At 54.6% G+C, this 20,956-nt stretch carries 21 protein-coding genes; 11 read left to right on the forward strand and 10 right to left on the reverse strand.

Annotated features, from left to right (window positions below; translation table 11 throughout):
* Position 1 precedes the first annotated feature (1 nt).
* The 3 genes from glp to AADB16_RS00650 are packed head-to-tail and all read left to right on the forward strand — an operon-like array spanning position 2 to position 1,926.
* On the forward strand, positions 2-1,213 hold the full coding sequence (glp, locus tag AADB16_RS00640; protein ID WP_410800677.1) for a gephyrin-like molybdotransferase Glp: 1,212 nt from the start codon (positions 2-4) through the stop codon (positions 1,211-1,213).
* Between the two features lies 1 nt (position 1,214).
* The gene (gene moaD / locus AADB16_RS00645; RefSeq protein WP_410800679.1) at positions 1,215-1,475 is read left to right on the forward strand and encodes a molybdopterin converting factor subunit 1; all 261 of its coding nucleotides are present in this window, start codon (positions 1,215-1,217) and stop codon (positions 1,473-1,475) included.
* 1 nt (position 1,476) lies between these two features.
* Positions 1,477-1,926, forward strand: a complete 450-nt coding sequence (locus AADB16_RS00650) for a molybdenum cofactor biosynthesis protein MoaE (RefSeq protein ID WP_410800681.1) — start codon at positions 1,477-1,479, stop codon at positions 1,924-1,926.
* 175 nt (positions 1,927-2,101) lie between these two features.
* Here AADB16_RS00650 and mobA read toward each other — a convergent pair whose 3' ends face one another.
* Together mobA and trxA are read right to left on the reverse strand one after the other, a co-directional pair.
* Positions 2,102-2,692: a molybdenum cofactor guanylyltransferase MobA gene (gene mobA / locus AADB16_RS00655; protein ID WP_410800683.1), complete on the reverse strand. Its 591-nt coding sequence runs from the start codon at positions 2,690-2,692 to the stop codon at positions 2,102-2,104.
* Positions 2,693-2,762: 70 nt separating this feature from the next.
* A complete protein-coding gene (trxA, locus tag AADB16_RS00660; protein WP_100639177.1) occupies positions 2,763-3,089 on the reverse strand; it encodes a thioredoxin TrxA in 327 nt (108 codons plus the stop codon).
* 256 nt (positions 3,090-3,345) lie between these two features.
* Here trxA and ppx point away from each other — a divergent pair, with 256 nt between their 5' ends.
* Entirely contained in the window at positions 3,346-4,827 is a 1,482-nt protein-coding gene (gene ppx / locus AADB16_RS00665) for an exopolyphosphatase (protein ID WP_410803544.1), read from the forward strand.
* Between the two features lie 31 nt (positions 4,828-4,858).
* On the opposite strand, the gene AADB16_RS00670 is transcribed toward ppx, so the two are convergent.
* Complete coding sequence (locus AADB16_RS00670) at positions 4,859-6,835, reverse strand: ATP-binding cassette domain-containing protein (RefSeq protein WP_410800685.1); 1,977 nt, start codon at positions 6,833-6,835, stop codon at positions 4,859-4,861.
* A 46-nt stretch (positions 6,836-6,881) separates the two neighbouring features.
* Here AADB16_RS00670 and AADB16_RS00675 point away from each other — a divergent pair, with 46 nt between their 5' ends.
* From AADB16_RS00675 to AADB16_RS00685, 3 genes are all read left to right on the forward strand, one after another.
* Positions 6,882-7,442, forward strand: a complete 561-nt coding sequence (locus tag AADB16_RS00675; RefSeq protein WP_410800687.1) for a TIGR02444 family protein — start codon at positions 6,882-6,884, stop codon at positions 7,440-7,442.
* Positions 7,436-7,822, forward strand: a complete 387-nt coding sequence (locus AADB16_RS00680) for a DUF4124 domain-containing protein (protein ID WP_298453037.1) — start codon at positions 7,436-7,438, stop codon at positions 7,820-7,822. The genes AADB16_RS00675 and AADB16_RS00680 overlap by 7 nt, the downstream gene beginning before the upstream one ends.
* A 159-nt stretch (positions 7,823-7,981) precedes the next feature.
* Positions 7,982-8,716 carry an FKBP-type peptidyl-prolyl cis-trans isomerase gene (locus tag AADB16_RS00685; RefSeq protein WP_410800688.1) on the forward strand — a complete coding sequence of 245 codons (735 nt, stop codon included), beginning with the start codon at positions 7,982-7,984 and terminating at the stop codon, positions 8,714-8,716.
* Between the two features lie 99 nt (positions 8,717-8,815).
* Here the strand turns inward: AADB16_RS00685 and rsd are convergent, their stop codons facing one another.
* Together rsd and AADB16_RS00695 are read right to left on the reverse strand one after the other, a co-directional pair.
* A complete protein-coding gene (rsd, locus tag AADB16_RS00690; RefSeq protein WP_410800689.1) occupies positions 8,816-9,295 on the reverse strand; it encodes a sigma D regulator in 480 nt (159 codons plus the stop codon).
* A 101-nt stretch (positions 9,296-9,396) separates the two neighbouring features.
* Entirely contained in the window at positions 9,397-9,903 is a 507-nt protein-coding gene (locus AADB16_RS00695; RefSeq protein WP_410800691.1) for a disulfide bond formation protein B, read from the reverse strand.
* 114 nt (positions 9,904-10,017) lie between these two features.
* Between AADB16_RS00695 and fliL the strand changes: the two genes are divergently transcribed.
* Positions 10,018-10,461 (forward strand): flagellar basal body-associated protein FliL, encoded by a 444-nt coding sequence (gene fliL / locus AADB16_RS00700; RefSeq protein WP_410800693.1) that lies wholly within the window; start codon positions 10,018-10,020, stop codon positions 10,459-10,461.
* A gap of 38 nt (positions 10,462-10,499) precedes the next feature.
* Here the strand turns inward: fliL and rmf are convergent, their stop codons facing one another.
* The 4 genes from rmf to AADB16_RS00720 form a co-directional block, all read right to left on the reverse strand.
* The gene (rmf, locus tag AADB16_RS00705; RefSeq protein ID WP_309044963.1) at positions 10,500-10,718 is read right to left on the reverse strand and encodes a ribosome modulation factor; all 219 of its coding nucleotides are present in this window, start codon (positions 10,716-10,718) and stop codon (positions 10,500-10,502) included.
* 144 nt (positions 10,719-10,862) lie between these two features.
* Positions 10,863-12,416 carry a glutamate--cysteine ligase gene (gene gshA, locus AADB16_RS00710; RefSeq protein WP_410800695.1) on the reverse strand — a complete coding sequence of 518 codons (1,554 nt, stop codon included), beginning with the start codon at positions 12,414-12,416 and terminating at the stop codon, positions 10,863-10,865.
* A 68-nt stretch (positions 12,417-12,484) separates the two neighbouring features.
* Positions 12,485-14,842 (reverse strand): Tex family protein, encoded by a 2,358-nt coding sequence (locus AADB16_RS00715; protein WP_410800697.1) that lies wholly within the window; start codon positions 14,840-14,842, stop codon positions 12,485-12,487.
* A 47-nt stretch (positions 14,843-14,889) separates the two neighbouring features.
* On the reverse strand, positions 14,890-16,626 hold the full coding sequence (locus tag AADB16_RS00720) for an EAL domain-containing protein (RefSeq protein ID WP_410800699.1): 1,737 nt from the start codon (positions 16,624-16,626) through the stop codon (positions 14,890-14,892).
* 146 nt (positions 16,627-16,772) lie between these two features.
* On the opposite strand from AADB16_RS00720, the gene rep reads away from it, so the two are divergent.
* Positions 16,773-18,791, forward strand: coding sequence for a DNA helicase Rep (rep, locus tag AADB16_RS00725; protein ID WP_410800701.1), 2,019 nt, complete (start codon positions 16,773-16,775; stop codon positions 18,789-18,791).
* 49 nt (positions 18,792-18,840) lie between these two features.
* Here rep and AADB16_RS00730 read toward each other — a convergent pair whose 3' ends face one another.
* Positions 18,841-19,254 (reverse strand): c-type cytochrome, encoded by a 414-nt coding sequence (locus AADB16_RS00730; RefSeq protein ID WP_309044958.1) that lies wholly within the window; start codon positions 19,252-19,254, stop codon positions 18,841-18,843.
* Positions 19,255-19,452: 198 nt separating this feature from the next.
* Here AADB16_RS00730 and AADB16_RS00735 point away from each other — a divergent pair, with 198 nt between their 5' ends.
* Both AADB16_RS00735 and AADB16_RS00740 read left to right on the forward strand, forming a co-directional pair.
* Positions 19,453-19,791, forward strand: coding sequence for a hypothetical protein (locus tag AADB16_RS00735; protein ID WP_298453062.1), 339 nt, complete (start codon positions 19,453-19,455; stop codon positions 19,789-19,791).
* A gap of 13 nt (positions 19,792-19,804) precedes the next feature.
* A complete protein-coding gene (locus AADB16_RS00740; RefSeq protein WP_410800703.1) occupies positions 19,805-20,929 on the forward strand; it encodes a phospholipase A in 1,125 nt (374 codons plus the stop codon).
* Positions 20,930-20,956: the final 27 nt, after the last annotated feature.

The raw sequence follows: 20,956 nt of genomic DNA on the forward strand, positions 1-20,956 counted from the left end.
CATGGCTGCCAATCTGACACCGGTTGAAGAGGCTATTGACCACCTTCTGAGTAAGGCCCCGGTGATCACAGAGAGCGAGTGCTTGCCGCTCACTGAAAGCCTGGGGCGAATACTGGCTCAAGATTATCAGGTGCCGGCAGATGTGCCGCCAGCAGATAACAGCGCGGTGGATGGCTACGCTCTGCGCGCCGAGGATTACATTCCTGGCCAGGCTCTGCCAGTCTCAGACCGCATCCCCGCCGGCTCTGCTCCCAGCCCTCTAAAACCCGGCACGGCTGCCCGCATTTTTACAGGCTCGGAGGTTCCCGAGGGCGCCGACACGGTGATCATGCAAGAGCGAGTGGATGTTACGGATAAGGGCATCCTGATCAATGCCGAGGTGAAAACCGATCAGAATATTCGCAGGCGCGGCCAGGATCTTGCCGAGGGCAGCCTTGCTTTGGCAAAGGGCACGAAGATCAGAGCGCAGGAAATGGGCCTTCTGGCGTCCATGGGCGTGGCTGACGTTACAGTGATGAAAAAATTGCGTGTCGCGATTCTGTCTACCGGCGATGAGTTGGTAGACCCGGGCACGCCACTGGGGCCGGGGCAGATTTACAACACCAATCGTTTTACATTGCTTGGACTGCTGGCAGACGCGGGTTGTGATGCAGTGCTATGCGAAACCCTGAGAGACACTCGCTCGGTTACTCGCGACACGCTTGAACGCGCGGCAGCGCAAGCAGACCTGATTATCACCAGCGGAGGCGTGTCCGTGGGTGAGGAGGATCACGTGCGGGCGGTGCTGGAAGAGTCTGGCGAGCTGTCACTATGGCGCATGGCCATCAAGCCCGGGAAACCTCTGGCATTTGGCTCGATCAAGGGTACTCCGGTACTGGGTCTGCCCGGGAACCCCGCCGCCGTGCTGGTGACATTTCTGGTTGTAGGTATGCCTTACATCCGCACCTGCCAAGGGCGCATGCAGGTTCACCCTGTGGGCCAACAGGTGCCTGCTGCGTTTACGGTTGCTTCGGCTTCCGTGCGCAGGGAGTTTGTCCGTGCACGCACCGAGTCTGTTAACGGCAACGCACGGGTCAGCGCCTACCCGAACCAGAGTTCTGGTGTGTTGAGCTCTGCCTGCTGGGCTGGTGGCCTGGCCGTGGTTCCGGAGCATGCCACAGTGGCAGAGGGTGACCTGCTGACCTACTACCCATTTACTGAGTTATTGAGCTGATATGACTGACCAGACCCTGACTGTTCGTTTTTTTGCCCGCCTCCGGGAGGAGTTGGGTACGGAGGAACTCACGCTACCGGCAGAGAAGGAGCAGACGGCCGGTGATTTGCTGGCAGCCCTGGCTTGTCGCGGCGGGCCTTGGGCACAGCTGCAAGGCGGGCAACCGGTGATGATTGCGATCAATCAAGCTATGGCGAAGCCTGCGGCGTCGGTTAAGGCCGGGGATGAGGTGGCTTTTTTCCCGCCGGTAACGGGAGGTTGAGATGATCAGTGTTCAGTCTGAGGATTTTGATGCCAGCGTTGAATATGCCGCTCTGCGGGATAGTGGCGCGGGCACGGGTGCTATTGCCACATTTACGGGGCTGGTTCGTGACAATGGCGATACGGCGGATGTATCCGGGTTGTTTCTGGAGCATTATCCGGGGATGACAGAGCAGGTGATTGCGGGGCTGATTGAGGAGGCTTCGCGGCGCTGGGATGTGCGGAAGGCTCGGGTTATTCATCGGGTTGGGCGTTTGTTGCTGCAGGATCAGATTGTGTTTGTGGGGGTTTGTAGCGCTCATCGGTCGGATGCGTTTGCGGCTTGCGCGTTTATTATGGACGCTTTGAAGACGTCGGCGCCGTTCTGGAAGAAGGAGCTTTCTGAGGCTGGGGAGCATTGGGTGGAGCAGAAGGCTTCGGATGTTGCTCGGGGTGAGGCTTGGGGTAAGTAGCTAGCCCCTAAGTGGTGCTTGGCTGGTCGGTCTTTGGCGGGGAACCTCTTCCCGAAAAACGCTGTTAATACGTCCTTGTACGCTTGGCTCCGCCATCCATGGCTCCGCACATTTTCGGGAAGAGGTTCCCCGCCAAAGCCCTGGTTTGTGCCCATACCTCTAGCTGGCACTGCCTTCAGCTTATTAAATCTTCTGGCCGGTTTCGGTTCTTGAACGCTTCTTCGGCATCTGCGCAATCCAGAATTCTGGCGCCGGCGCTTTCAGCGAATACCATAACTCTTCGATTGTCGTCTCTAAGTTGGGCTTCCAGCCGGTTGATAAGTGAAACAGGAAACACACCGTGCAAGGGGTGGGATTTTCCTTTGCATTGGGCGATAACCGGGGCGTTAGGCCGTTCTTCCCAGACAGTTAATAAACGTTTGAATACGCTGGGCTGTATGCCAGGAGTGTCGCAGGGGCAGACAAGCACGGCGTCGAAGCCGCGTTTTCTTGCTTCGGTCAGGCCTGCGAGCAATCCGACCAAGGGGCCCTGGCCTTTAAATTCAGGGGTGTCTTGCAGTACGTCGCCCAGCAGGCGGTAATCTTGCAAGGAGCGGTTAGCGCTGATGAGTAATGGGGCGGCAACGCTGCTCAAGGCTTCGGCTACCCAGTGGGCCATTGGACGTTCGCGCCAAAGCATGAGGCCTTTGTCTTGGCCGTTCATGCGCGTTCCGGCGCCGCCGGCGAGCAGCAGGGCGCAGACTTTTTCCAAATTTATTTGGGTCATCACAGGTCCAAGCAAAAAAAACCGCCCAAGAGCGTGGCCCAGGGGCGGTTTTCAGGCCATCAGGATGCAATCAGAGATTGCTGTCCAGGAATGCCGCAAGCTGGGATTTGGACAGTGCGCCGACTTTGGTGGCGTCAACGTTGCCGTTTTTAAACAACATCAGAGTCGGGATGCCGCGGATGTTGAACTTGGGCGGGGTCTGCTCGTTTTCGTCGATGTTGAGTTTGCAGACTTTCAGTTTGCCAGCGTATTCGTCAGCAATTTCTTCGAGTACGGGCGCAATCATTTTGCAAGGTCCACACCACTCCGCCCAGTAATCTACCAACACGGGCACGTCAGACTGAAGTACGTCCTGTTCAAAAGATGCATCCGTTACATTTACAATATTTCCGCTCATTTCAATTTTCCTGATTAATGCTTTGGTGACTACTTTACGCGATTGGTCCCGCGTATGTGAAGCAGTAGATCCACCGGCTTGAATCCACAATCTTCTGACCTCAATCAAATTGATCATCTTTCCGCTTGTCGTACAGCGGTGCATTGACTGACATATACCGGGATTATCGCTTATAGTACGCGCAAGTTCTTACCAAAGGATCCTGACCACCGTGACGGACACTTCTTCCGCCGAAAACACAGCTGCACCACCAGACATGCTTGCGTCCATTGATATGGGCTCGAACAGTTTCCATATGGTTGTGGCCCGACTGGTTCAGGGCGAAATCCGAACCATGGAAAGAATGGGCGAAAAAGTTCAGCTGGGCGACGGTCTTGATGCCAACAACAACCTGACGGAAGAAGCCCAGCAACGCGGCCTGGACTGCCTGCGGCGGTTCGCCCAGCGCCTCAACGGCACACCACCGGAAGGCGTTCAGATAGTGGGCACCAATGCCCTGAGGGTGGCACGCAACGCCAACCAATTTATTGCCCGGGCGGAGGAAGTCCTGGGCTATCCGGCGGAGATTATTGCGGGCCGGGAGGAGGCTCGCCTTATCTATTTAGGCGTCTCGCACACGCTGTCTGACGATGCTGGCCGGCGCCTTGTGGTCGACATAGGTGGCGGCAGTACCGAGCTGATTATTGGTGAACGCTTTGAACCCCAGGAGCTGGAAAGCCTGCACATGGGCTGCGTGTCTTTCCGAAACCGGTATTTTGCCGACGGCCGGATTACCCGCAAGCAAATGGATAACGCCATTACTCATGCGGAACAGGAGCTGTTGGGTATTCGCCGGCGCTTTCGGTCAGTTGGATGGGAAAGTTCTGTCGGCGCATCCGGCTCAATCAAAGCCATTTGCAACGTGCTGGCAACCCTGAAGATCACCGATGGCACCGTAACCTGGAGCGCCATGGAGGAGTTACGTCGGCGACTGGTGGATATGGGCAGCGTCGAAAAACTGGGTGAACTGGGGCTGCGGCCTGATCGACAAAACATTTTCCCCGCCGGCTTTGCCATTCTTATGGGTGTATTCCAATCCCTGAACATTCAGGAAATGACCTATACAGACGGCGCACTTCGGGAAGGTCTCCTGTACGGAATCGCCGGTAGAATCAAACATGAAGATGTGCGGGAGCGCAGTATTTCAGCGCTGCAAGAGCGATATCAAGCAGACCAGAGCCACGGGGCTGCAGTGGAAGCAACCGCTGTTGCCGCATGGGCGCAAATTGCAAAGCATTGGGGGCTGAACACCCTTGCCGATGAAGAGGCTCTGCGCTGGGCTTGCCGGCTTCACGAAATTGGCTTGGCTATTTCCCACAGCCAGTACCACAAACACGGTGGCTATCTTCTGCGCTACTCCGATCTGGCAGGTTTTACCCAGCAGGCACAAATGGAGTTGGCGATTCTCGTGCGTGGCCATCGGCGCAAATTCAGTTCGTCCATTTTTGAAGGAGTCGATCCTGGTGATCTGGAACGACTGAGGCATCTCTGTATTCTGGTGCGACTGGCCGTGCTGATCCAGCATTCACGAAATCTGGAGCCGCCACCGGCCTTCACCTTGGAGCCAAGAGAAAATGGTCTTTTGCTGACGTTCCCGGAATGCTGGTTTGATGAGCGCCCGCTCACCTATGCCGATCTGATGAACGAGCAGGAATATCTTGCCAAGCAGAACTTTGTACTTGAGCTAGCGGGCGGCTAGTAGACTGGTGGACTGATGGGAGGGATACGAATTACCCTCCCAGCTCCCCTTCCATCGCCTCGACCGTTTCACTGACCTCCAGCCATTCCGCTTCGGTATCTTCGAGCTTGCCTTTCGCCTCTGACTGTTTGGCCAACAGCTCTTTCAAGCGGACTTTAGACCCATCACCGTACACAGCTGGATCGGCAAGCTCCGTTTCGAGATTACTTAGTATCTCATTCAGGGAATCCATCTGCTTTTCCAGTGCAGTCTGGCGCTTGCGGTATGGGCTCAGCTTCTGCCGTAGTGCTGCTTCTGCACGCTTGCGGGCTTTTCTGTCGTCGGCACTTTCTCCTACTGCGATGTCTGATTCAGCCCCTGGCGGATCCTCGGCATTCTGGATACCGGTCAACTGTCGCTTTGGCGCCTCAGTATCGTCTTTTCGGCGGTCTGCCAGCCAACTTTCGTAATCTTCAAGATCGCCCTGGTACTCCACAACGCGGCCATCATTAACCAACCAGAATTCATCAACTGTATTACGCAGCAAGTGCCTGTCGTGGGATACCACCACAATGGCGCCCTCAAAGTTCTGCAGGGCCATGGTTAATGCCTGGCGCATTTCCAGATCAAGGTGGTTGGTCGGCTCATCCAACAAAAGCAGGTTAGGTTTTTGCCAGGCAATTACCGCCAGGGCAACTCGAGCTTTTTCACCACCCGAGAAAGACCGGATAGGACTTAAGGCCTCATCTCCATGGAAATCGAACCCACCCAGGAAGTTGCGAATGCTCTGTTCGGAAGCTCGCGGCGACAAGCGCTGCAAATGCAGAAAAGGACTGGCATCGAGGTCCAAAGATTCCAACTGATGCTGGGCAAAGTAGCCTATTGCCAAATGCTCACCACAGGTTCGCTCACCAGACAGCAGAGTGCTAGAAACGCCCTGTTCACCCTGCCCAAGCAAGGCATCCATCAAGGTGGATTTGCCGGCACCGTTCGGCCCCAACAGGCCTATGCGACTGCCCGGCAAAAGGGTCAGGTTAATGTTGCCGAGAATGGTGGTGTCACCGTGTCCCGCCTGCCCGCGCCTTATCGATAGCAGCGGGTTCGATACTTTGTCTGCCATCGGGAATTCGAAACTGAACGGCGAATCGATATGTGCAGGGGCAATCTTCTCCATCCGCTCCAACGATTTAACCCGGCTTTGAGCCTGGCGGGCTTTGGTGGCCTTGGCCTTAAAGCGATCAATAAAGCGCTGTATCTCTGCAATTCTCGCCTGCTGCTTTTCAAAACCTGCCTGTTGTTGCGCAAGCCTTTCGCCGCGTTGCAGCTCGAACCCAGAGTAATTACCCGTATACACCTCCAGCTTGCGCTGATCAAAATGCACCACATGGGTAGCCACCCGGTCCATAAAGTCCCTGTCGTGGGAAATGAACAATAGGGTGCCATCATAACGGCGCAGCCAGTTTTCGAGCCAAAGGCAGGCATCCAGATCCAGGTGGTTGGTTGGCTCATCAAGGAGCAGAAGATCTGAAGGGCGCATCAGTGCCTGAGCAAGGTTCAGGCGAATGCGCCAGCCACCAGAAAAAGCGGAGACAGGCCTGTCTGCATCTTCATTCTGAAAACCCAAGCCTCGCAACAGGGATTCTGCGCGCCTTGCGGCAGACCAGGCTTCATGTATATCCAACTCACCGTGAATGTGCGCAACGGCATTGTCGTCGCCCCGGGCTTCAGCTTGTTCAAGCTCTCGCTCAAGCCGACGCAAATCAATGTCTCCATCAAGAACGAAGTCTCGCGCGCTTCGCCCTGTTGCTTCAACTTCCTGCGCCATATGGGCAATACGGGTACCGCCAGGAAGTGACACACTACCCTGCTCGGGTGACAGTTGGCCCAGTAATAACTGAAACAGACTGGATTTACCGGCACCATTGGCACCCACAATTGCCACACGCTGGCCAGATTGCACTGTCAGAGCAACAGCATCTAGCAACCAGACGCCACCCCGTTGTAAACTGAGATCGGTTATCGTTAACATGTTGTCATATAATCAACGTGAAATTGTCAGAGTCGGTTCATTGCCCATGCCAGCCCGTTCTCAAGCCAACCAGGGTTTACCGTTAAAAACCATGGCGTTGCCGGCAGACCTGGAGCCAGACAACCCCCTTTGGCAATTTGCATTGGCGTTCTGGCAGCATTCGCTGGCGCAAGAAACGTGTCTGGCCTTACAAAATGAGGGCTGGAGCGTAACACGAATTTTATGCGCGGGATGGCTTGCACTCAACGGCAGGGCATATACCGGTATTGAAGAGGCTACGGTAACAGAGTGGCGCGATCGTGTAACCGGCAGCTTGCGAGCCATTCGCATGTCGGTGCCCAAGGCGCAGACAGCTTATAGTGCCCTGCGCACAAACCTGGCCAGCCTTGAGCTGGAGGCTGAGCGCATAGAACTGGCTATAGCCTGGCAGTCTTTTAAAGCCCCTAAACTGGAACAACGCAACATGTACGTATGTGACGAGCTTATCCAGTCCAACCTTACCGCGGCCGCACCGGCAGCCGGCATAACGGAAGGCACCAGGCAGCGACTCAATACACTGGTCGATATTTTTTCCGCCTTTGCTTCGGGCGAGGTACAGCCATGCTGATCAAATGGCTTGTCCGGCTGGCGTTCCCGGCTCTTGGGCTGCTAATGCTGCTGATGTTCTTTGGTCTGAATGAAGCAGAGCAGGCATCGGAGCCTGTCGCCAAAGAAACCCAGTCAGGAATGCCTGCGTTTGAAGGCTTGGTTCCTTCTCCAGTGCCAACTGAAGGCCCCGACATAGTATTCAAATGGCAGGATACTGATGGCAATTGGCATTACGCCGATCAACCACCAGAACACGGCCCCTGGAACACGCTGGCCATTGAAAGGATGGACAAGCAACGGTCGCCCTCGAGAATCTCGAACCCAGAGACCGACTGGCAATCTCCTTACAGCGCACCCTTCTCCCTTAGCCCTCCTGGCGCCGTGAATAATGAAAGTTAAGGATCTAACAGCCCCGACAAGGAACAATCTGTAGCGCCTTAACAGATGTTCAGTGGAATCTGCGCTCAGAACCCGTTACCTTTTCCCACCTGATAAACACAATACGTGGGCCACGGCCCTCTCCGCTATAAAACCGTCATAACCCAAAAGGATGATGTAATGAAGAAAACGCTGCTTGCATTGGCGATAACCGGCTTGGTTGCCGGCTGCTCAACTCCTCCTGAAACTCCGGCGGATCCAAAGCTGGACTCTACCGATCAGAAGGTTAGCTATGGCATGGGCCTGGTACTGGGCGAACGCATGGGCAACGACCTGCCAAACCTGCAAATGGATCAGTTCCTTCAGGGTATCCAGCATGGACACGCAGGCGATGACGAAACCAAGCGCATGAGCCGTGAAGAAATCCAGCAAGCACTGATGGAATACCAGCAGACTCTGCAGGAAGAGCAGGGTAAGCAAATTGAAGAGCTGGCCCAGAAAAACCGCGAAGCCGGTGATGCCTTCCTTGCCCAAAACGCTGAGCGCGACGGCATAGAAACAACCGAATCCGGCCTCCAGTATGAAGTTCTGGAAGAAGGCAATGGCGTTAAACCTGGTGCAACCGATATGGTGCAGGTGCACTACACCGGCGAACTTCTCTCTGGTGAGGTTTTTGACAGCTCCCGTGAACGCGGCGAGCCTGTGACCTTTGGCCTGAACCAGGTCATTCCGGGCTGGACAGAAGGCCTGCAGCTAATGAGCGAGGGTGCCCGTTACAAGCTATACATCCCTTCTGACCTGGCTTACGGCCCAGGCGGAAGCCGAGCGATTGGCCCTAACGAAACCTTGGTGTTCGATGTAGAGCTGCTAGCCATTAACCCGGATGCAGACGAAGAAGGTTCTGCCTCCGAGTAATACGGAAAGCCGAGCTTCAGCTTGTCTGAAGCCACAAAAAAGCCTCAGAGCGTTCGCGCTACTGAGGCTTTTTTTAATCCCTTCAGATGTCTGAACAGTTCAGACCGATGCGACTTTATCTGCATGCACAGTGTGGAGGTGCTGTATCAGGAAGTCCTCCATTTCAAATCGGCTCTCCAGGGTTTCACCCAGATGAGAAAGCTGTTCAAACAGGGCTGTGATGTCCTGTTCGGATAAATCGCCCTCCCCCAACTGATCGTTGAAGTTGAGTGCCACCTCTGTAGTTTCCTCAATGCGGGGGTATACCTTGCCTGCCAGTTCCAGACCTCCGTCGTTGAACTCCCGGGCCTCCCTGACCAGCTGCTCATATATTTCGAAATGGCCTGTCGAAACATAGTCCACCAATACCTCGCACAGGCGAACAAACTTTTGTTTCAGAGCTTCGGTTTGCGAGAAGTCGCTTTCTGCAGACAAATCGCAGTAATGAACCAGCAACTCCTGGCGGTCCTTTAGCCAGCGATCAATAAGCTCGCTGACGCCACCCCAGCGTTCCCTGGCATTTCGGCAATTTTCCAACATGACACCCGCTCTCCGCTTGGAAACCCTAACAATGGGCCTGACGCTGATATTGGTTAAGTCCGGATCAAGTTACCCTATGCTGGCCACCGGCCGCAACCGTTTCAGGTCACCAGCCAGGTTTTCACGCGCCCCCGGTGGAAGAGCATCGTCAGCCCCATAATGACTAACAGGACAAAAAACACAGCACTCCATCCGGGAATGCTCAAACCAAGAAAGCGCCAAACCACGGCGGCGCAGTCTCCTGTGCCTTTGAGAGCCGTAGACAAGACTTCCATAAACGGCAGCACCTCAAGCATATAGTCCACAGAGGGGCCACAGGCAGGCACCTGATCAGCAGGCAAGTTCTGCAGCCACAACTGGCGACCCGCCACGCCCAGCCCGGCACCTGCCGTTACTGTCAGCAGCAAGCCGTATACACGCACCCCCACTTCCCCGGGGCCATGCAACGCCGCCAGCAAGCTCACCAGACCCACGCCCATAAAGCCAAAGCGCTGGAGCCAACACAAGGGACAGGGCTCAAGCCCCATTACGTGCTCCATATAAAACGCCACACCCAACAACCCGGCGCAGACAACAAAAATGAGTGCAAAAATTGCTCTTACTTTCACAAAGATTCCTCAGTTTTACACAAATGCGCTGTCCAGCCTGCTATTCTCGACTTATCCGGCGGAACCGCTGCTGATTTTGTCACTAAACCCTAAACCATAACGAACTGCAAGCCTATGACACCCCAGCCAAAATTCGCTCTATTCAGTATCGCCCTACTGCTTTTTGCACTCTCCACAGCCTGGGCGGAAGAAGCTACCAACGAGGAAGGGGAAGCCACCGAAAAATCAGGCACCACGGATTATATTGCCATGGACCCTGCCTTTGTAACCCATGTTGGCACCCCGGGTAGCAAGCTGACTTACCTGAAAGCAGCGGTGAGCCTCAGAGCCTCTCAGAAGACAACACGATCTGCTGTGGAAGCCCACATGCCACGGCTGCGCCATGAACTTGTAATGCTGTTTGGTGAGCAGACAGATACGGCCACGCTGACCACGATGGAAGGCCAGCAAGCGCTGCGAGAAGAAGCCAAATCACGAATAAACGAGGTGCTGGAAGAACAGCAAACCGGCGAAGCCATTACCGGCGTGCTGTTTACAGAATTTGTTGTACAGAAGTAGTACACGCAAAGCGTGAACTGATACAGAACCAGCGCGCTTCAGGCAATCCGGGAATACAGGCCGTTATCCCCGAGGGCATTTTCTTCCCGGACAACCTCACCAGCATCCTCCCAGCCAGATTCCCAGGCGGCTACAACAACTTCGCCACGATAGGGGCAGCGAGTTTTGTCCATTCCCATGGACGCTGCCATATATCCCTGGCGATAGGCTTTGTTCAGCGCTTCAACATCCCAGCCGAGCTTTATATCCCTTGCCATGCCAATTCTCCCTTAAGCCAATCCTAATGAATCTAGCACCAGCGTCAGAAAGTGACAAATATTTGCACACCTTCTGTGAAGCAGGCCCGCGGATTTTACAATTCTGCAAAATCCGCACTTTGCAAAAGCAATAGCCCATTCCGGTCAGGAGCGCAGATACTGCTCCAGAAAATCACTGAACGCCAAAGTATCTGCGGCTTCAATCTGTTGCTGCTGCGCCAGTGAGTCCTTGGCCGCGGCGACAAATGAAGCATTTACGCCAGCATCCATGCCTTCCTTGCGAAGCATATTCTGATGCTTGAGAGCCATGTCCATTGTCCAGTCCCGGTGGCCGAGTCCAGACGCCTGCATCGCATCAACAACCCGGGCAGACGGCACCTGGCGATCACCCGACAGAACACTTCGCTGGGCTGATAGAGCCTTGCGATAGACATCTCCACCGTTCCAGCCATCCAGTATTTCAGCCAGCGGTTCAAGACCATCAAGAATCGCTGTTGCAGCTTCACCGACGGGCGTGCGCTCACCCGCTCGGCACAGCTTGAGCTCATGATGACGCCCGTTGGAGACAACGTCTTTGTAGTTGTCATCCAGCAAGACGCACTCCGCATCGCTGATTTTCGGCGATTCGGACAACAAGCAATCCAGCAGAAAGAGATCAAGAAAGTCGACCTGGGCCTCGCTGACACCCACTGGGGAGAAGGGATCGAGATCCAGGCAGCGCACTTCAATGTACTCTACACCGCGGGATTCGAGCGCGTGAATCGGCTTTTCTCCGCTTCGGGCAGTGCGCTTGGGACGCACGGCGCTGTAATACTCATTCTCAATCTGCAAAACGCTGGTGTTGATCTGGATAAACTCTCCATCACGCTGCGTGCCAATCGCTTCGTATGCCGGCCAATTGGTATGAATGGCTCTATCCAGTGTCTGGGTATAGGTGCTGAGCTTGTTGAAACAGATATTCAACGATGACTGAGCGTTGTTGTGATAACCCAGGTCACTCATGCGTAACGAGGTGGCTGTCTCGCCAAACCAGCTCCGCTCACCGCATCTGGCCAGCTCATGACGCACGCCGTCTACAAAGCTCGCATCCAGGGCCGGTGAGGCGCCGAACAAAAGCATCAGCAACCAGCTTCTACGTCGGAAATTGCGAATCAGCCAAAAATACTGATCGGACTTGAAGTCCTTCATGTTTTGCTGGTCACCCAGCGCGCGCTGCCAGATTTCCATAAAGCTGTCCGGCAACGAAAGGTTGTAGTGAGTGCCGGCGATGCTTTGCATCATCCGCCCGTACCTCACCGCTAACCCCTGACGGTATACATGCTTCATCCGCCCGGTATTGGACGAGCCATACTCGGCAATGGGGATGCTGGCATCGCCATTCAGCTCACAGGGCATACTGGCCGGCCAGAAAACCTCATCTCCCAGATTCTGTTGTACGAACCGATGGGTGTTGCGCAGGGACTCCATCATCTCAGACGTGCTGCTACAAACGGGTGTTATGAGCTCCAGCAAGGCTTCGGAATAGTCCGTTGTGATGGTCGGGTGCGTGAGCGCAGAGCCCAAGGCCTCCGGATGTGGTGTTTGCGCGATGAAACCGTTGCGGTCAACGCGCAAACCTTCTTTCTCTACCCCTTTCAGAAACCCGTTCCAGTCGCTGGCTGCGAACTGGCGGAATACAGAGTGGCGGGATTCAGCCATGATTGACTCCTGCTGCAACCGGCGGTGCCTTGTGGGCGGTGCCGGCTGTTGGATATATTTTAAACGAGCTAGCGCTTGTCTTTACGAGCCGACGCAAATGCCTGAGCCAATGCGCCCCCCATGGCACCCTGCCCGGCGTTCTGACCAGCACCCTTATTCTGGTTCTGTGGTGCTGGTCGGCCTGCCGGCTGCCCCGCACGGTTGCTGGCTGACTTGCCCGGCGCCGAGCGCTTCGACTCCGCCTTTTCACCTGGCTGGTCGTCCATACGCATGGAAAGTGCAATCCGCTTGCGAGGGATATCCACCTCCATCACCTTGACCTTAACAATATCCCCGGCCTTGACGACTTCCCGGGGGTCTTTGATAAAGGTATGGGAAAGTGCCGATATGTGCACCAGCCCATCCTGATGGACGCCAATGTCTACAAACGCGCCAAAATTCGTCACGTTGGTAACAGAACCTTCCAGAATCATGCCTGGTACGAGATCGCCCAGTGTTTCCACGCCTTCTTCAAAGCTTGCAGAGCGGAATTCAGGGCGCGGGTCACGGCCAGGTTTTTCAAGTTCGGAGAGAATATCCCGAATGGTCGGCACACCGAACTGATCTGTTACGTAATCCTGGGGATTCAGGCCTCGCAAGAACGCGGAATCGCCAACAATGTTATCAACTTTCCGGTTGTTCTTTGCCGCAATGCTCTCAACCACTCCGTAAGCTTCCGGGTGCACCGATGAGCGGTCCAATGGATTCTCACCGCTGGCGATGCGCAGAAAGCCTGCAGCCTGTTCAAACGTGCGCGCGCCCAACCGGGGCACCTTCAATAACTGCTTGCGATTACGGAACATGCCGTTCTGGTTGCGGTATTCAATAATATTCTGCGCGATGGTCTGATTCAGACCCGACACCCTTGCCAACAACGGTGTGGAGGCTGTGTTCAGATCAACGCCAACACCATTCACACAATCCTCAACCACTGCGTCCAGGCTGCGGGAAAGCTGAACCTGAGATACGTCGTGTTGATACTGGCCAACTCCAATTGACTTGGGTTCAATTTTCACCAGTTCGGCCAGTGGGTCCTGCAACCGTCGGGCAATGGAGACAGCACCACGAATGGTCACATCCAGATCGGGCAATTCCTTGGACGCAAACTCGGAAGCAGAATAGATTGATGCTCCGGACTCACTCACAACAATGCGCGCCAGTTTTAGCTCCGGGTAACGCTTGGTAAGATCGCCCACCAGCTTTTCGGTCTCACGGGAGGCTGTGCCATTACCGATGGCCACCAACTCAATTTTGTATTCACGACACCAGGCTGCGAGTTTCTCGATTGAGCTGTCCCACTGGTTCTTGGGCGCATGGGGGAAGATAGCCCCATGCCCTGCCACCTGGCCAGTACCATCAATGATGGCGACCTTAACGCCGGTGCGTAACCCTGGGTCCAGGCCAAGGGTCGGACGGGGCCCAGCGGGCGCCAGCAACAGCAAATCTTTCAGGTTAGCAGCAAATACGTTGATGGCTTCGGTTTCGGCCGCTTCACGTACCTGGGTCATGAGATCTGTCTCGATCTGTGTGGACAGCTTTACCCGCCATGTCCAGCGCACCACTTCTGACAGCCATTTATCGGCGGCACGGCCGTTGTCCCGGATGTTCCAGCGGGCTGCAATACGTTGCTCAGCGGGGTGCGGTTGACGGCGATCATCTTCCACGTCGCCTACAGCTAGCGTGTAGGAAAGAATGCCTTCGTTGCGACCGCGCAGTATTGCCAGAGCACGGTGTGAAGGCACTTTTTTCAAGGGCTCTACATGATCGAAGTAATCCCGGAATTTGGCACCTTCGTTTTCCTTGCCCTCAATCACGGTGACTCTTAACTGGCCCTGCTGCCAGATGAGATCGCGCAGCTCACCTAACAGCTCTGCATCCTCGGCGAAGCGCTCCATCAGGATAAAGCGGGCGCCGTCGAGGGCAGCTTTGGTGTCTGCAACGCCTGCATCCGCATTGATATAACTTTCAGCTGTGGCTTCCGGCTCAAGGGTAGGATTGCCATATAACGCATCGGCCAGAGGCTCCAGACCTGCCTCCCGGGCAATCTGGGCTTTGGTGCGGCGTTTTGGCTTATAGGGTAGGTACAGATCCTCTAGCCGGTTCTTGGCATCCGCACTTTCAATGCTGCTACGCAGTTCGTCGGTCAGTTTACCCTGCTCCTCAATACTCTTGAGAATGGTGCTGCGACGATCTTCCAGTTCCCGGAGATAGCGCAGGCGCTCTTCAAGTGACCGCAACTGGCTATCATCCAGAGAACCCGTCACCTCTTTTCGGTAGCGGGCAATAAAAGGAACGGTGGAGCCTTCGTCCAGCAGGGCGACGGTGGCATTAACCTGTTGCTCGCGTACGCCGAGTTCGTCCGCTATGCGCCTGGAGATACTGTTCATGCAACCTCTGTGATGCGTTTCTGATAAAGCAGCAAAGGTACAGCGGCTTACAGTTGCAGGCAAGCGGACTCGCCACGCTTGTTCAGGAATTGCACAAGGTCAACCCAGGGCATGGGGCGGGCATAATAGTAACCCTGTATTTCATCACAGTGCTGTTGGCGCAGAAACTCAAGCTGGCCTTCCGTTTCGACGCCTTCGGCGACCACACTGATCTGGAGACTATGAGCCAGGCTGATAATCGCACGGATAATGTGCTCGGCATCCGCAGACCTACCAAGATCCTGCACAAACGACTTATCAATTTTGACCAGCGAGATTGGTAGGTGTTGAAGATTACTGAGAGAGGAATAGCCAGTGCCAAAATCATCCAGGGCGAAACTGATACCCAGCTGGTTAAGCTCCCGCAGGCAACGTTGTGCGTATTCAGGGTCGTGCATCATTGCGCTTTCCGTTAATTCCAGTTCCAGCAAACTGGTGTCAACGTTGGCATTAAAAATGATGCGAAATATCGTTTCCGTCATTTTTCTATCATGAAACTGGCGGAACGAAAGGTTCACCGCGAACACCAAACCGGGGTACCCGATTTCTGCAGACTCCTGCAGGCGCTTGCAGGCCTGCTCGATCACCCAATAACCAATCGGAACGATCAAGCCGCTGCGCTCGGCAACAGGAATGAACTCGTCGGGCCCGACCAAACCACGCTCTGGATGGTTCCAGCGCAACAGGCACTCAACACCACGCACCTCGTTACTGGCCAGATCGATTCTTGGCTGATAATACAGCTCCAGCTCATCGCCCCTGAGCGCATTGCGAAGGTCCGCTTCCAGTCTGAGTTGGTACCCGGCAGAAATGTGCAGCTGTCGGTCGTAAAAGCGGTAACTGCTACCAGGATCCCGCTTGGCCTCAAACATTGCCCGGTTTGCCCGGCGCATGAGGTTTTCGGGGCTGTCTCCGGACTCCGGAAAAGTAGCCACTCCGAGGCTGGCACTGACAACTACACTCTGGCTATCAATTGATATTGGCTCATCCAGCACCTGCACAATCTTGCGAATAATCTGGGTGATGTCCAAAGTATCTTCAAGCTTTTCAACAATAATGGCGAGTTCGTCTCCGCCGATGCGCATCAGAGAATCCACACGACGCAGCGCCAGTCGAACCTTGGCAGCTACTTTGATCATCAGCTGATCGCTTTTCTGATAACCAAAGGATTCGTTAATACTGCGAAAATCATCAATATTGAGATGCAAAAGCGCCAGCCGGTGGTTCCCGCGCTGAGCCCTGTGTAACGCTTGCTGCAGTCTGTCAAAAAACAGATCCCGGTTAATGAACCCACTCGCTACCCCCCGACCCAAGAGGCTGTGGGCCGAGTTCGCCAACTGCTCCTGATACCAGAGGCATTTTACTGCTCGGCGAAAATTCCAGGAATCAAGTTCCTGACGACACAAATAATCGGATGCACCACCAGAAATAAGGCTTGCCGCACGCTCACGGGACGTTTCCGCACCCAGCGCCAATATCGGCCGATCGCCGCTGGCAACCGCCAGATACTGCAAAAATGAGGATTCAGGGCCACCATGGAATGCAACATCCCAAACCAGAACATCGAACTTCGCGTTGCGGATAAGATCGTCACAATCCAAAAGCTCCGGACACCAGGTTAAATCCGTACGAATCTCAGGCTCATCCGCCAACAAAGCGTTGAGCCAGAGAAAATCGGTATAATCCGGTGTCAGAACCAGAAGACGAAGCTGGTCTGAGCCAACAGTTTCCAGTGGCAAGGTCATTAAGCAGAATCCATGGGTACGTGAACAACAATCCTGTTCTGTTAAAAGAATAGCTGATAGATCGACAAGGTACAGGAAGTCTGGCTGGTGTAGACTAATGTCCTAGTAAGACAACCCCCGTCTCAAACCATTCTGGCAATGTATTTGTGAACAAACTCAACCCGCGACAAAATGAAGCAGTCCGCTACACCGACGGCCCTTTGCTGGTGCTGGCCGGCGCCGGCAGCGGGAAGACCAGCGTAATCACCCGCAAAATCGCCTATCTGATTGAACACCTTGGCATTCCGGGGCGCCACATTGCGGCCGTTACCTTCACCAACAAGGCGGCCCGTGAGATGAAAGAACGGGTGAGCCGGATTGTCGACCGTAAACTGGCTCGCGGATTGATTGTCTCCACCTTCCACAACCTCGGACTGAACATGATCCGGGAGGAACATGCCCACCTGGGCTACCACCCGGGATTTTCTATTTTCGATGCAGAAGATGCCAAAGCCCTGATACGGGACCTGATGCTTCGGGAGGCCAGCGCCGATGCCGGCGACGAGCTCAACGATGTTCAGATGACCATATCGTCCTGGAAAAACGCCTTGCGGGGGCCAGCGGAAGCCTACAGCAAAGCGGCGGATGAGCGGGAGCAGCGTATTGCCATTGTGTACAAGCATTATAACGAGTACCTGAAGGCATACAACGCGGTCGACTTCGACGATCTTATTTTACTGCCCGTGCAGTTGTTCCGAAACAACCCCGAGGTGCTAGCCAAGTGGCGCAGAAAAATACGCTACATGCTGGTGGACGAGTACCAGGACACCAACATTTGTCAGTACGAACTGGTGAGAATGCTGGTTGCCGAGCGCGCGGCGTTCACCGTTGTTGGCGATGATGACCAATCCATTTACGCCTGGCGTGGGGCACGGCCAGAAAACCTGGCGCAATTGAAGGAAGACTTCCCGAGCCTGAAGATTGTAAAGCTTGAGCAGAACTACCGCTCCACATCGCGCATCTTGCGGGCTGCCAACACGGTTATTGCCAACAACCCTCACGTGTTTGAAAAGGCTCTTTGGAGCGACCACACCATCGGCGAGGAAATCCGCATTGTACGGTGCCGTAACGAAGACGCAGAAACCGAAAGGGTGGCCACGGAAATCGTCGACCAAAAGTTGAAAAAGGGGCTGGCGTTCAAGGATTTTGCCGTACTGTACCGGGGCAACCACCAGGCCCGTCTTTTGGAAATGAAGCTGCAGGCTTACCAGATTCCCTATCACATTTCGGGAGGGCAATCGTTTTTCTCAAAAAACGAAATCAAGGACGCCATGTCGTACCTGCGCCTGCTGATTAACCCGGATGACGACGCCGCATTCCTGCGGGTAGTGAATGTACCGCGGCGTGAAATCGGCCCTCGCACCCTTGAACAGCTGAGCCACTACGCCCGGGCGCGCAACGTCAGCCTGTTTAAATCCCTGAGTGACATGGGGGCGGAATCCCACGTAACCGAGAAGGGACTGGACCGTCTGCGCCGCTTTGCCCACTGGGTGGATGTCACCTGCGAGCGCCTGCACAGCGAAAACCCGGTGCCGGTTATCAAGCAGCTGTTCACGGATATCGAGTATGAAGAATGGTTGCACCAGCACTCCGGCACGCCGAAACAGGCCGAACGCCGCATGGAGAACATCTGGTATCTGGTGGAGTCGATCCAGCGCATGCTGGAGGACGGCAAGGGCACAGCCGATGAGCTGGGCATAGAAGACGCCATCACCAAGTTGATTCTACGCGATATGATGGAGCAGCGAGAAGAAGAGGATGACAGCGATAAAGTACAACTGCTGACACTCCACGCATCGAAGGGCCTGGAGTTCCCTCACGTATTTATTCTGGGGCTGGAGGAAGAAATCCTGCCGCACCGATCCAGCATTGAAGAAGGCAACGTAGAAGAAGAGCGACGCCTGATGTACGTGGGCATTACCCGCGCAAAAGAAACCCTCACCCTGACCTACGCCGCCCAACGCAGGCAATATGGCGAAAAAATCGAAACTATTCCCAGCCGGTTTCTGGATGAACTGCCCCCGGACGACGTGCGCTGGGAGGGCACAGGCGATCTGGATGTTGAAGCAAACCAGAAAAAGGGCAAAGCAACCTTAAGCGCCCTGATTGGTGATTTAGGGTTATAAAACGCAAAAACCCCGCCGGAGCGGGGTTTTTGTAATAAAGATGCTGACGTTACTTACTCTCAGCCACTATATGCTCGACCGCAGCAACAATTTCTTCATCTGAACAGCTGGCACAGCCACCTTTAGCTGGCATGGCATTAAAGCCATTGATGGCATGATCGATCAGAGTATCCATGCCCTGGTCAATACGAGGAGCCCAGTCACCGGCGTTGCCGATAACCGGTGCACCTGCAGCGCCGGTGGTGTGGCATGCCAGACATACAGCACCATAGACTTCGCTACCTGAGCGAGGTCCGGAGCTTGCCGTCTGGGTAGCTGCCGCAGCTTCGCCACACTCTTCACCCTGCAGGCACACTTCGCCAACTGGCTGAATGCGCGCACGGATTTCATCATCAACACTTGCCATGACGGCACCGGCCGTAATGCCAAAACCAAGCAGTACGACAGCCAGGACTCTCTTCATCTTCACAATGCACCTCGCCTTTGAGCGTTATAATCTTTGGTTGCCGCATTATAGCGACTGAATCCCGGCAAAAAAACCGAATAGCAAAATCATAAATTGATTTCCACCATTTATATTGCCATTACGTAAGCGTGGAGACTCTTTCTGGCCATCCGGTTACCATGTTGCAGCTTACTCAGTATTTCCAGGATCCGACCCATGAATAACCCGGAGAAACCCTCCCCACATCCCCTGCGCAAGGCGCTGCTGATTACAGAGTTCAGCGCGTTGGCAGTGTTGCTGACATCGATGGGCTGGTTCTCAAGTCAGACAGATACCGGCCATAGTATCAATCCGGCGTGGCTGCTGATACCCGCTATTGCAAGCCTTGGTGTTTTCATCAGTTTTATTGGTCTTATGTATTTACGCTGGGTTGTGGCAGCAAGTGCCGAAAACCAGCTCCGACATAAGCTTGTTTTTGCGCTCCTGGCCCTCACCCTTATCGGAGTTTGGGTTTACGGCATTGCCAGTACCTGGCTCAGCCTCAATGCAACATAGAGAGACCTCGAATATGCTCAAACGCCCTTATGCCATGCTTTCAAAGGCAGCTGCGCTTGCCTGTCTGTGGCCAACACTGGCGGTTGCACAGGGGGATTCGCACGCTGGAGAACACGGGCTTTCCTCCCCGAAAGACTGCGCGCTGATAAACGAAGGCGTGCCGCGCCTGGCCTGCTACGACTCGTTCAACAACCCCAAAATGGCACGAGACACGGCACCGGAGCAACAGATTGAGGAAGCCGAGGAGGCCGCTGACAATTTAGCGCCTGACCGTCAGAATCTGGAGAATACGGGTACAGCATCAGACGAAGATGACCCTGACCGAAACGTAATGGGCAACATGGTGGATCGCAGCGTTAATGCAGAAAAAGCGCTGTTTTCCTTTTCAGGCAGTTTTATCAGCCACCGCCCCTCTTATATCCTCCCGATTACCTGGATGGATGACACCAACCAAACACCAACCAGCCCCAGACTGGGGACGACAGGTTACGATTACGAACTCGAAAATGAGGAAGCCAAGTATCAAATAAGTTTCAAGGTTCCTTTGCTGACGGGCTGGCTGGAGGACCGCACGACGTTATGGTTCGGTTATACACAGCGTTCTTTCTGGCAGGTGTATAACAAGGATGATTCTGCGCCGTTCCGAGAGACCAACTATGAGCCGGAGGTTTTTTTGCGGCATCAGACCAACTGGAATCTGGGAGCGGTAACCCTGAGTGGTGTGACGATTGGGATGAATCACCAGTCTAATGGGCAGTCGGAGCCCCGTTCACGGAGTTGGAACAGGGTGAAAGCCAGCGCCGGCTTTACGAGTGGGCGCTGGCTATTTGTTGTTGAGCCCTGGTATCGGATTCCTGAAGACAGTAAAGATGATAATGAGGATATCGAGCGGTATCTTGGACATGCGAACTACGGCGTGATTTATAAGCTTGCCGAGGATCGGACATTCTCTTTGAATCTGATGAACAATTTGCGTTCGGATAATCGTACGTCGGTGGAGTTTGGTTATAGCTTTCCGTTGGGGGGTACGATTAAGGGGTTCTTCCAGTATTACAATGGGTATGGGGAGAGTCTGATTGACTACAATCATCGGATTGAGCGGTTCGGGCTTGGGATTATGCTGAACGATTGGCTTTGAGTTTGGTGCCTGGCTGGGCTGCCGGTG

It is taken from the genome of Marinobacter sp. KMM 10035 (assembly GCF_046537445.1).
Lineage (GTDB): Bacteria > Pseudomonadota > Gammaproteobacteria > Pseudomonadales > Oleiphilaceae > Marinobacter > Marinobacter sediminicola.

What these genes read in the sequence shown, in the direction of transcription:
- glp (WP_410800677.1), top strand. Translation starts at nt 2, where the DNA reads ATGGCTGCCAATCTGACACCGGTTGAAGAGGCTATTGACCACCTTCTG.
- moaD (WP_410800679.1), top strand. Translation starts at nt 1,215, where the DNA reads ATGACTGACCAGACCCTGACTGTTCGTTTTTTTGCCCGCCTCCGGGAG.
- AADB16_RS00650 (WP_410800681.1), top strand. Translation starts at nt 1,477, where the DNA reads ATGATCAGTGTTCAGTCTGAGGATTTTGATGCCAGCGTTGAATATGCC.
- mobA (WP_410800683.1), bottom strand. Translation starts at nt 2,692, where the DNA reads ATGACCCAAATAAATTTGGAAAAAGTCTGCGCCCTGCTGCTCGCCGGC.
- trxA (WP_100639177.1), bottom strand. Translation starts at nt 3,089, where the DNA reads ATGAGCGGAAATATTGTAAATGTAACGGATGCATCTTTTGAACAGGAC.
- ppx (WP_410803544.1), top strand. Translation starts at nt 3,346, where the DNA reads ATGCTTGCGTCCATTGATATGGGCTCGAACAGTTTCCATATGGTTGTG.
- AADB16_RS00670 (WP_410800685.1), bottom strand. Translation starts at nt 6,835, where the DNA reads ATGTTAACGATAACCGATCTCAGTTTACAACGGGGTGGCGTCTGGTTG.
- AADB16_RS00675 (WP_410800687.1), top strand. Translation starts at nt 6,882, where the DNA reads ATGCCAGCCCGTTCTCAAGCCAACCAGGGTTTACCGTTAAAAACCATG.
- AADB16_RS00680 (WP_298453037.1), top strand. Translation starts at nt 7,436, where the DNA reads ATGCTGATCAAATGGCTTGTCCGGCTGGCGTTCCCGGCTCTTGGGCTG.
- AADB16_RS00685 (WP_410800688.1), top strand. Translation starts at nt 7,982, where the DNA reads ATGAAGAAAACGCTGCTTGCATTGGCGATAACCGGCTTGGTTGCCGGC.
- rsd (WP_410800689.1), bottom strand. Translation starts at nt 9,295, where the DNA reads ATGTTGGAAAATTGCCGAAATGCCAGGGAACGCTGGGGTGGCGTCAGC.
- fliL (WP_410800693.1), top strand. Translation starts at nt 10,018, where the DNA reads ATGACACCCCAGCCAAAATTCGCTCTATTCAGTATCGCCCTACTGCTT.
- rmf (WP_309044963.1), bottom strand. Translation starts at nt 10,718, where the DNA reads ATGGCAAGGGATATAAAGCTCGGCTGGGATGTTGAAGCGCTGAACAAA.
- gshA (WP_410800695.1), bottom strand. Translation starts at nt 12,416, where the DNA reads ATGGCTGAATCCCGCCACTCTGTATTCCGCCAGTTCGCAGCCAGCGAC.
- AADB16_RS00715 (WP_410800697.1), bottom strand. Translation starts at nt 14,842, where the DNA reads ATGAACAGTATCTCCAGGCGCATAGCGGACGAACTCGGCGTACGCGAG.
- AADB16_RS00720 (WP_410800699.1), bottom strand. Translation starts at nt 16,626, where the DNA reads ATGACCTTGCCACTGGAAACTGTTGGCTCAGACCAGCTTCGTCTTCTG.
- AADB16_RS00730 (WP_309044958.1), bottom strand. Translation starts at nt 19,254, where the DNA reads ATGAAGAGAGTCCTGGCTGTCGTACTGCTTGGTTTTGGCATTACGGCC.
- AADB16_RS00735 (WP_298453062.1), top strand. Translation starts at nt 19,453, where the DNA reads ATGAATAACCCGGAGAAACCCTCCCCACATCCCCTGCGCAAGGCGCTG.
- AADB16_RS00740 (WP_410800703.1), top strand. Translation starts at nt 19,805, where the DNA reads ATGCTCAAACGCCCTTATGCCATGCTTTCAAAGGCAGCTGCGCTTGCC.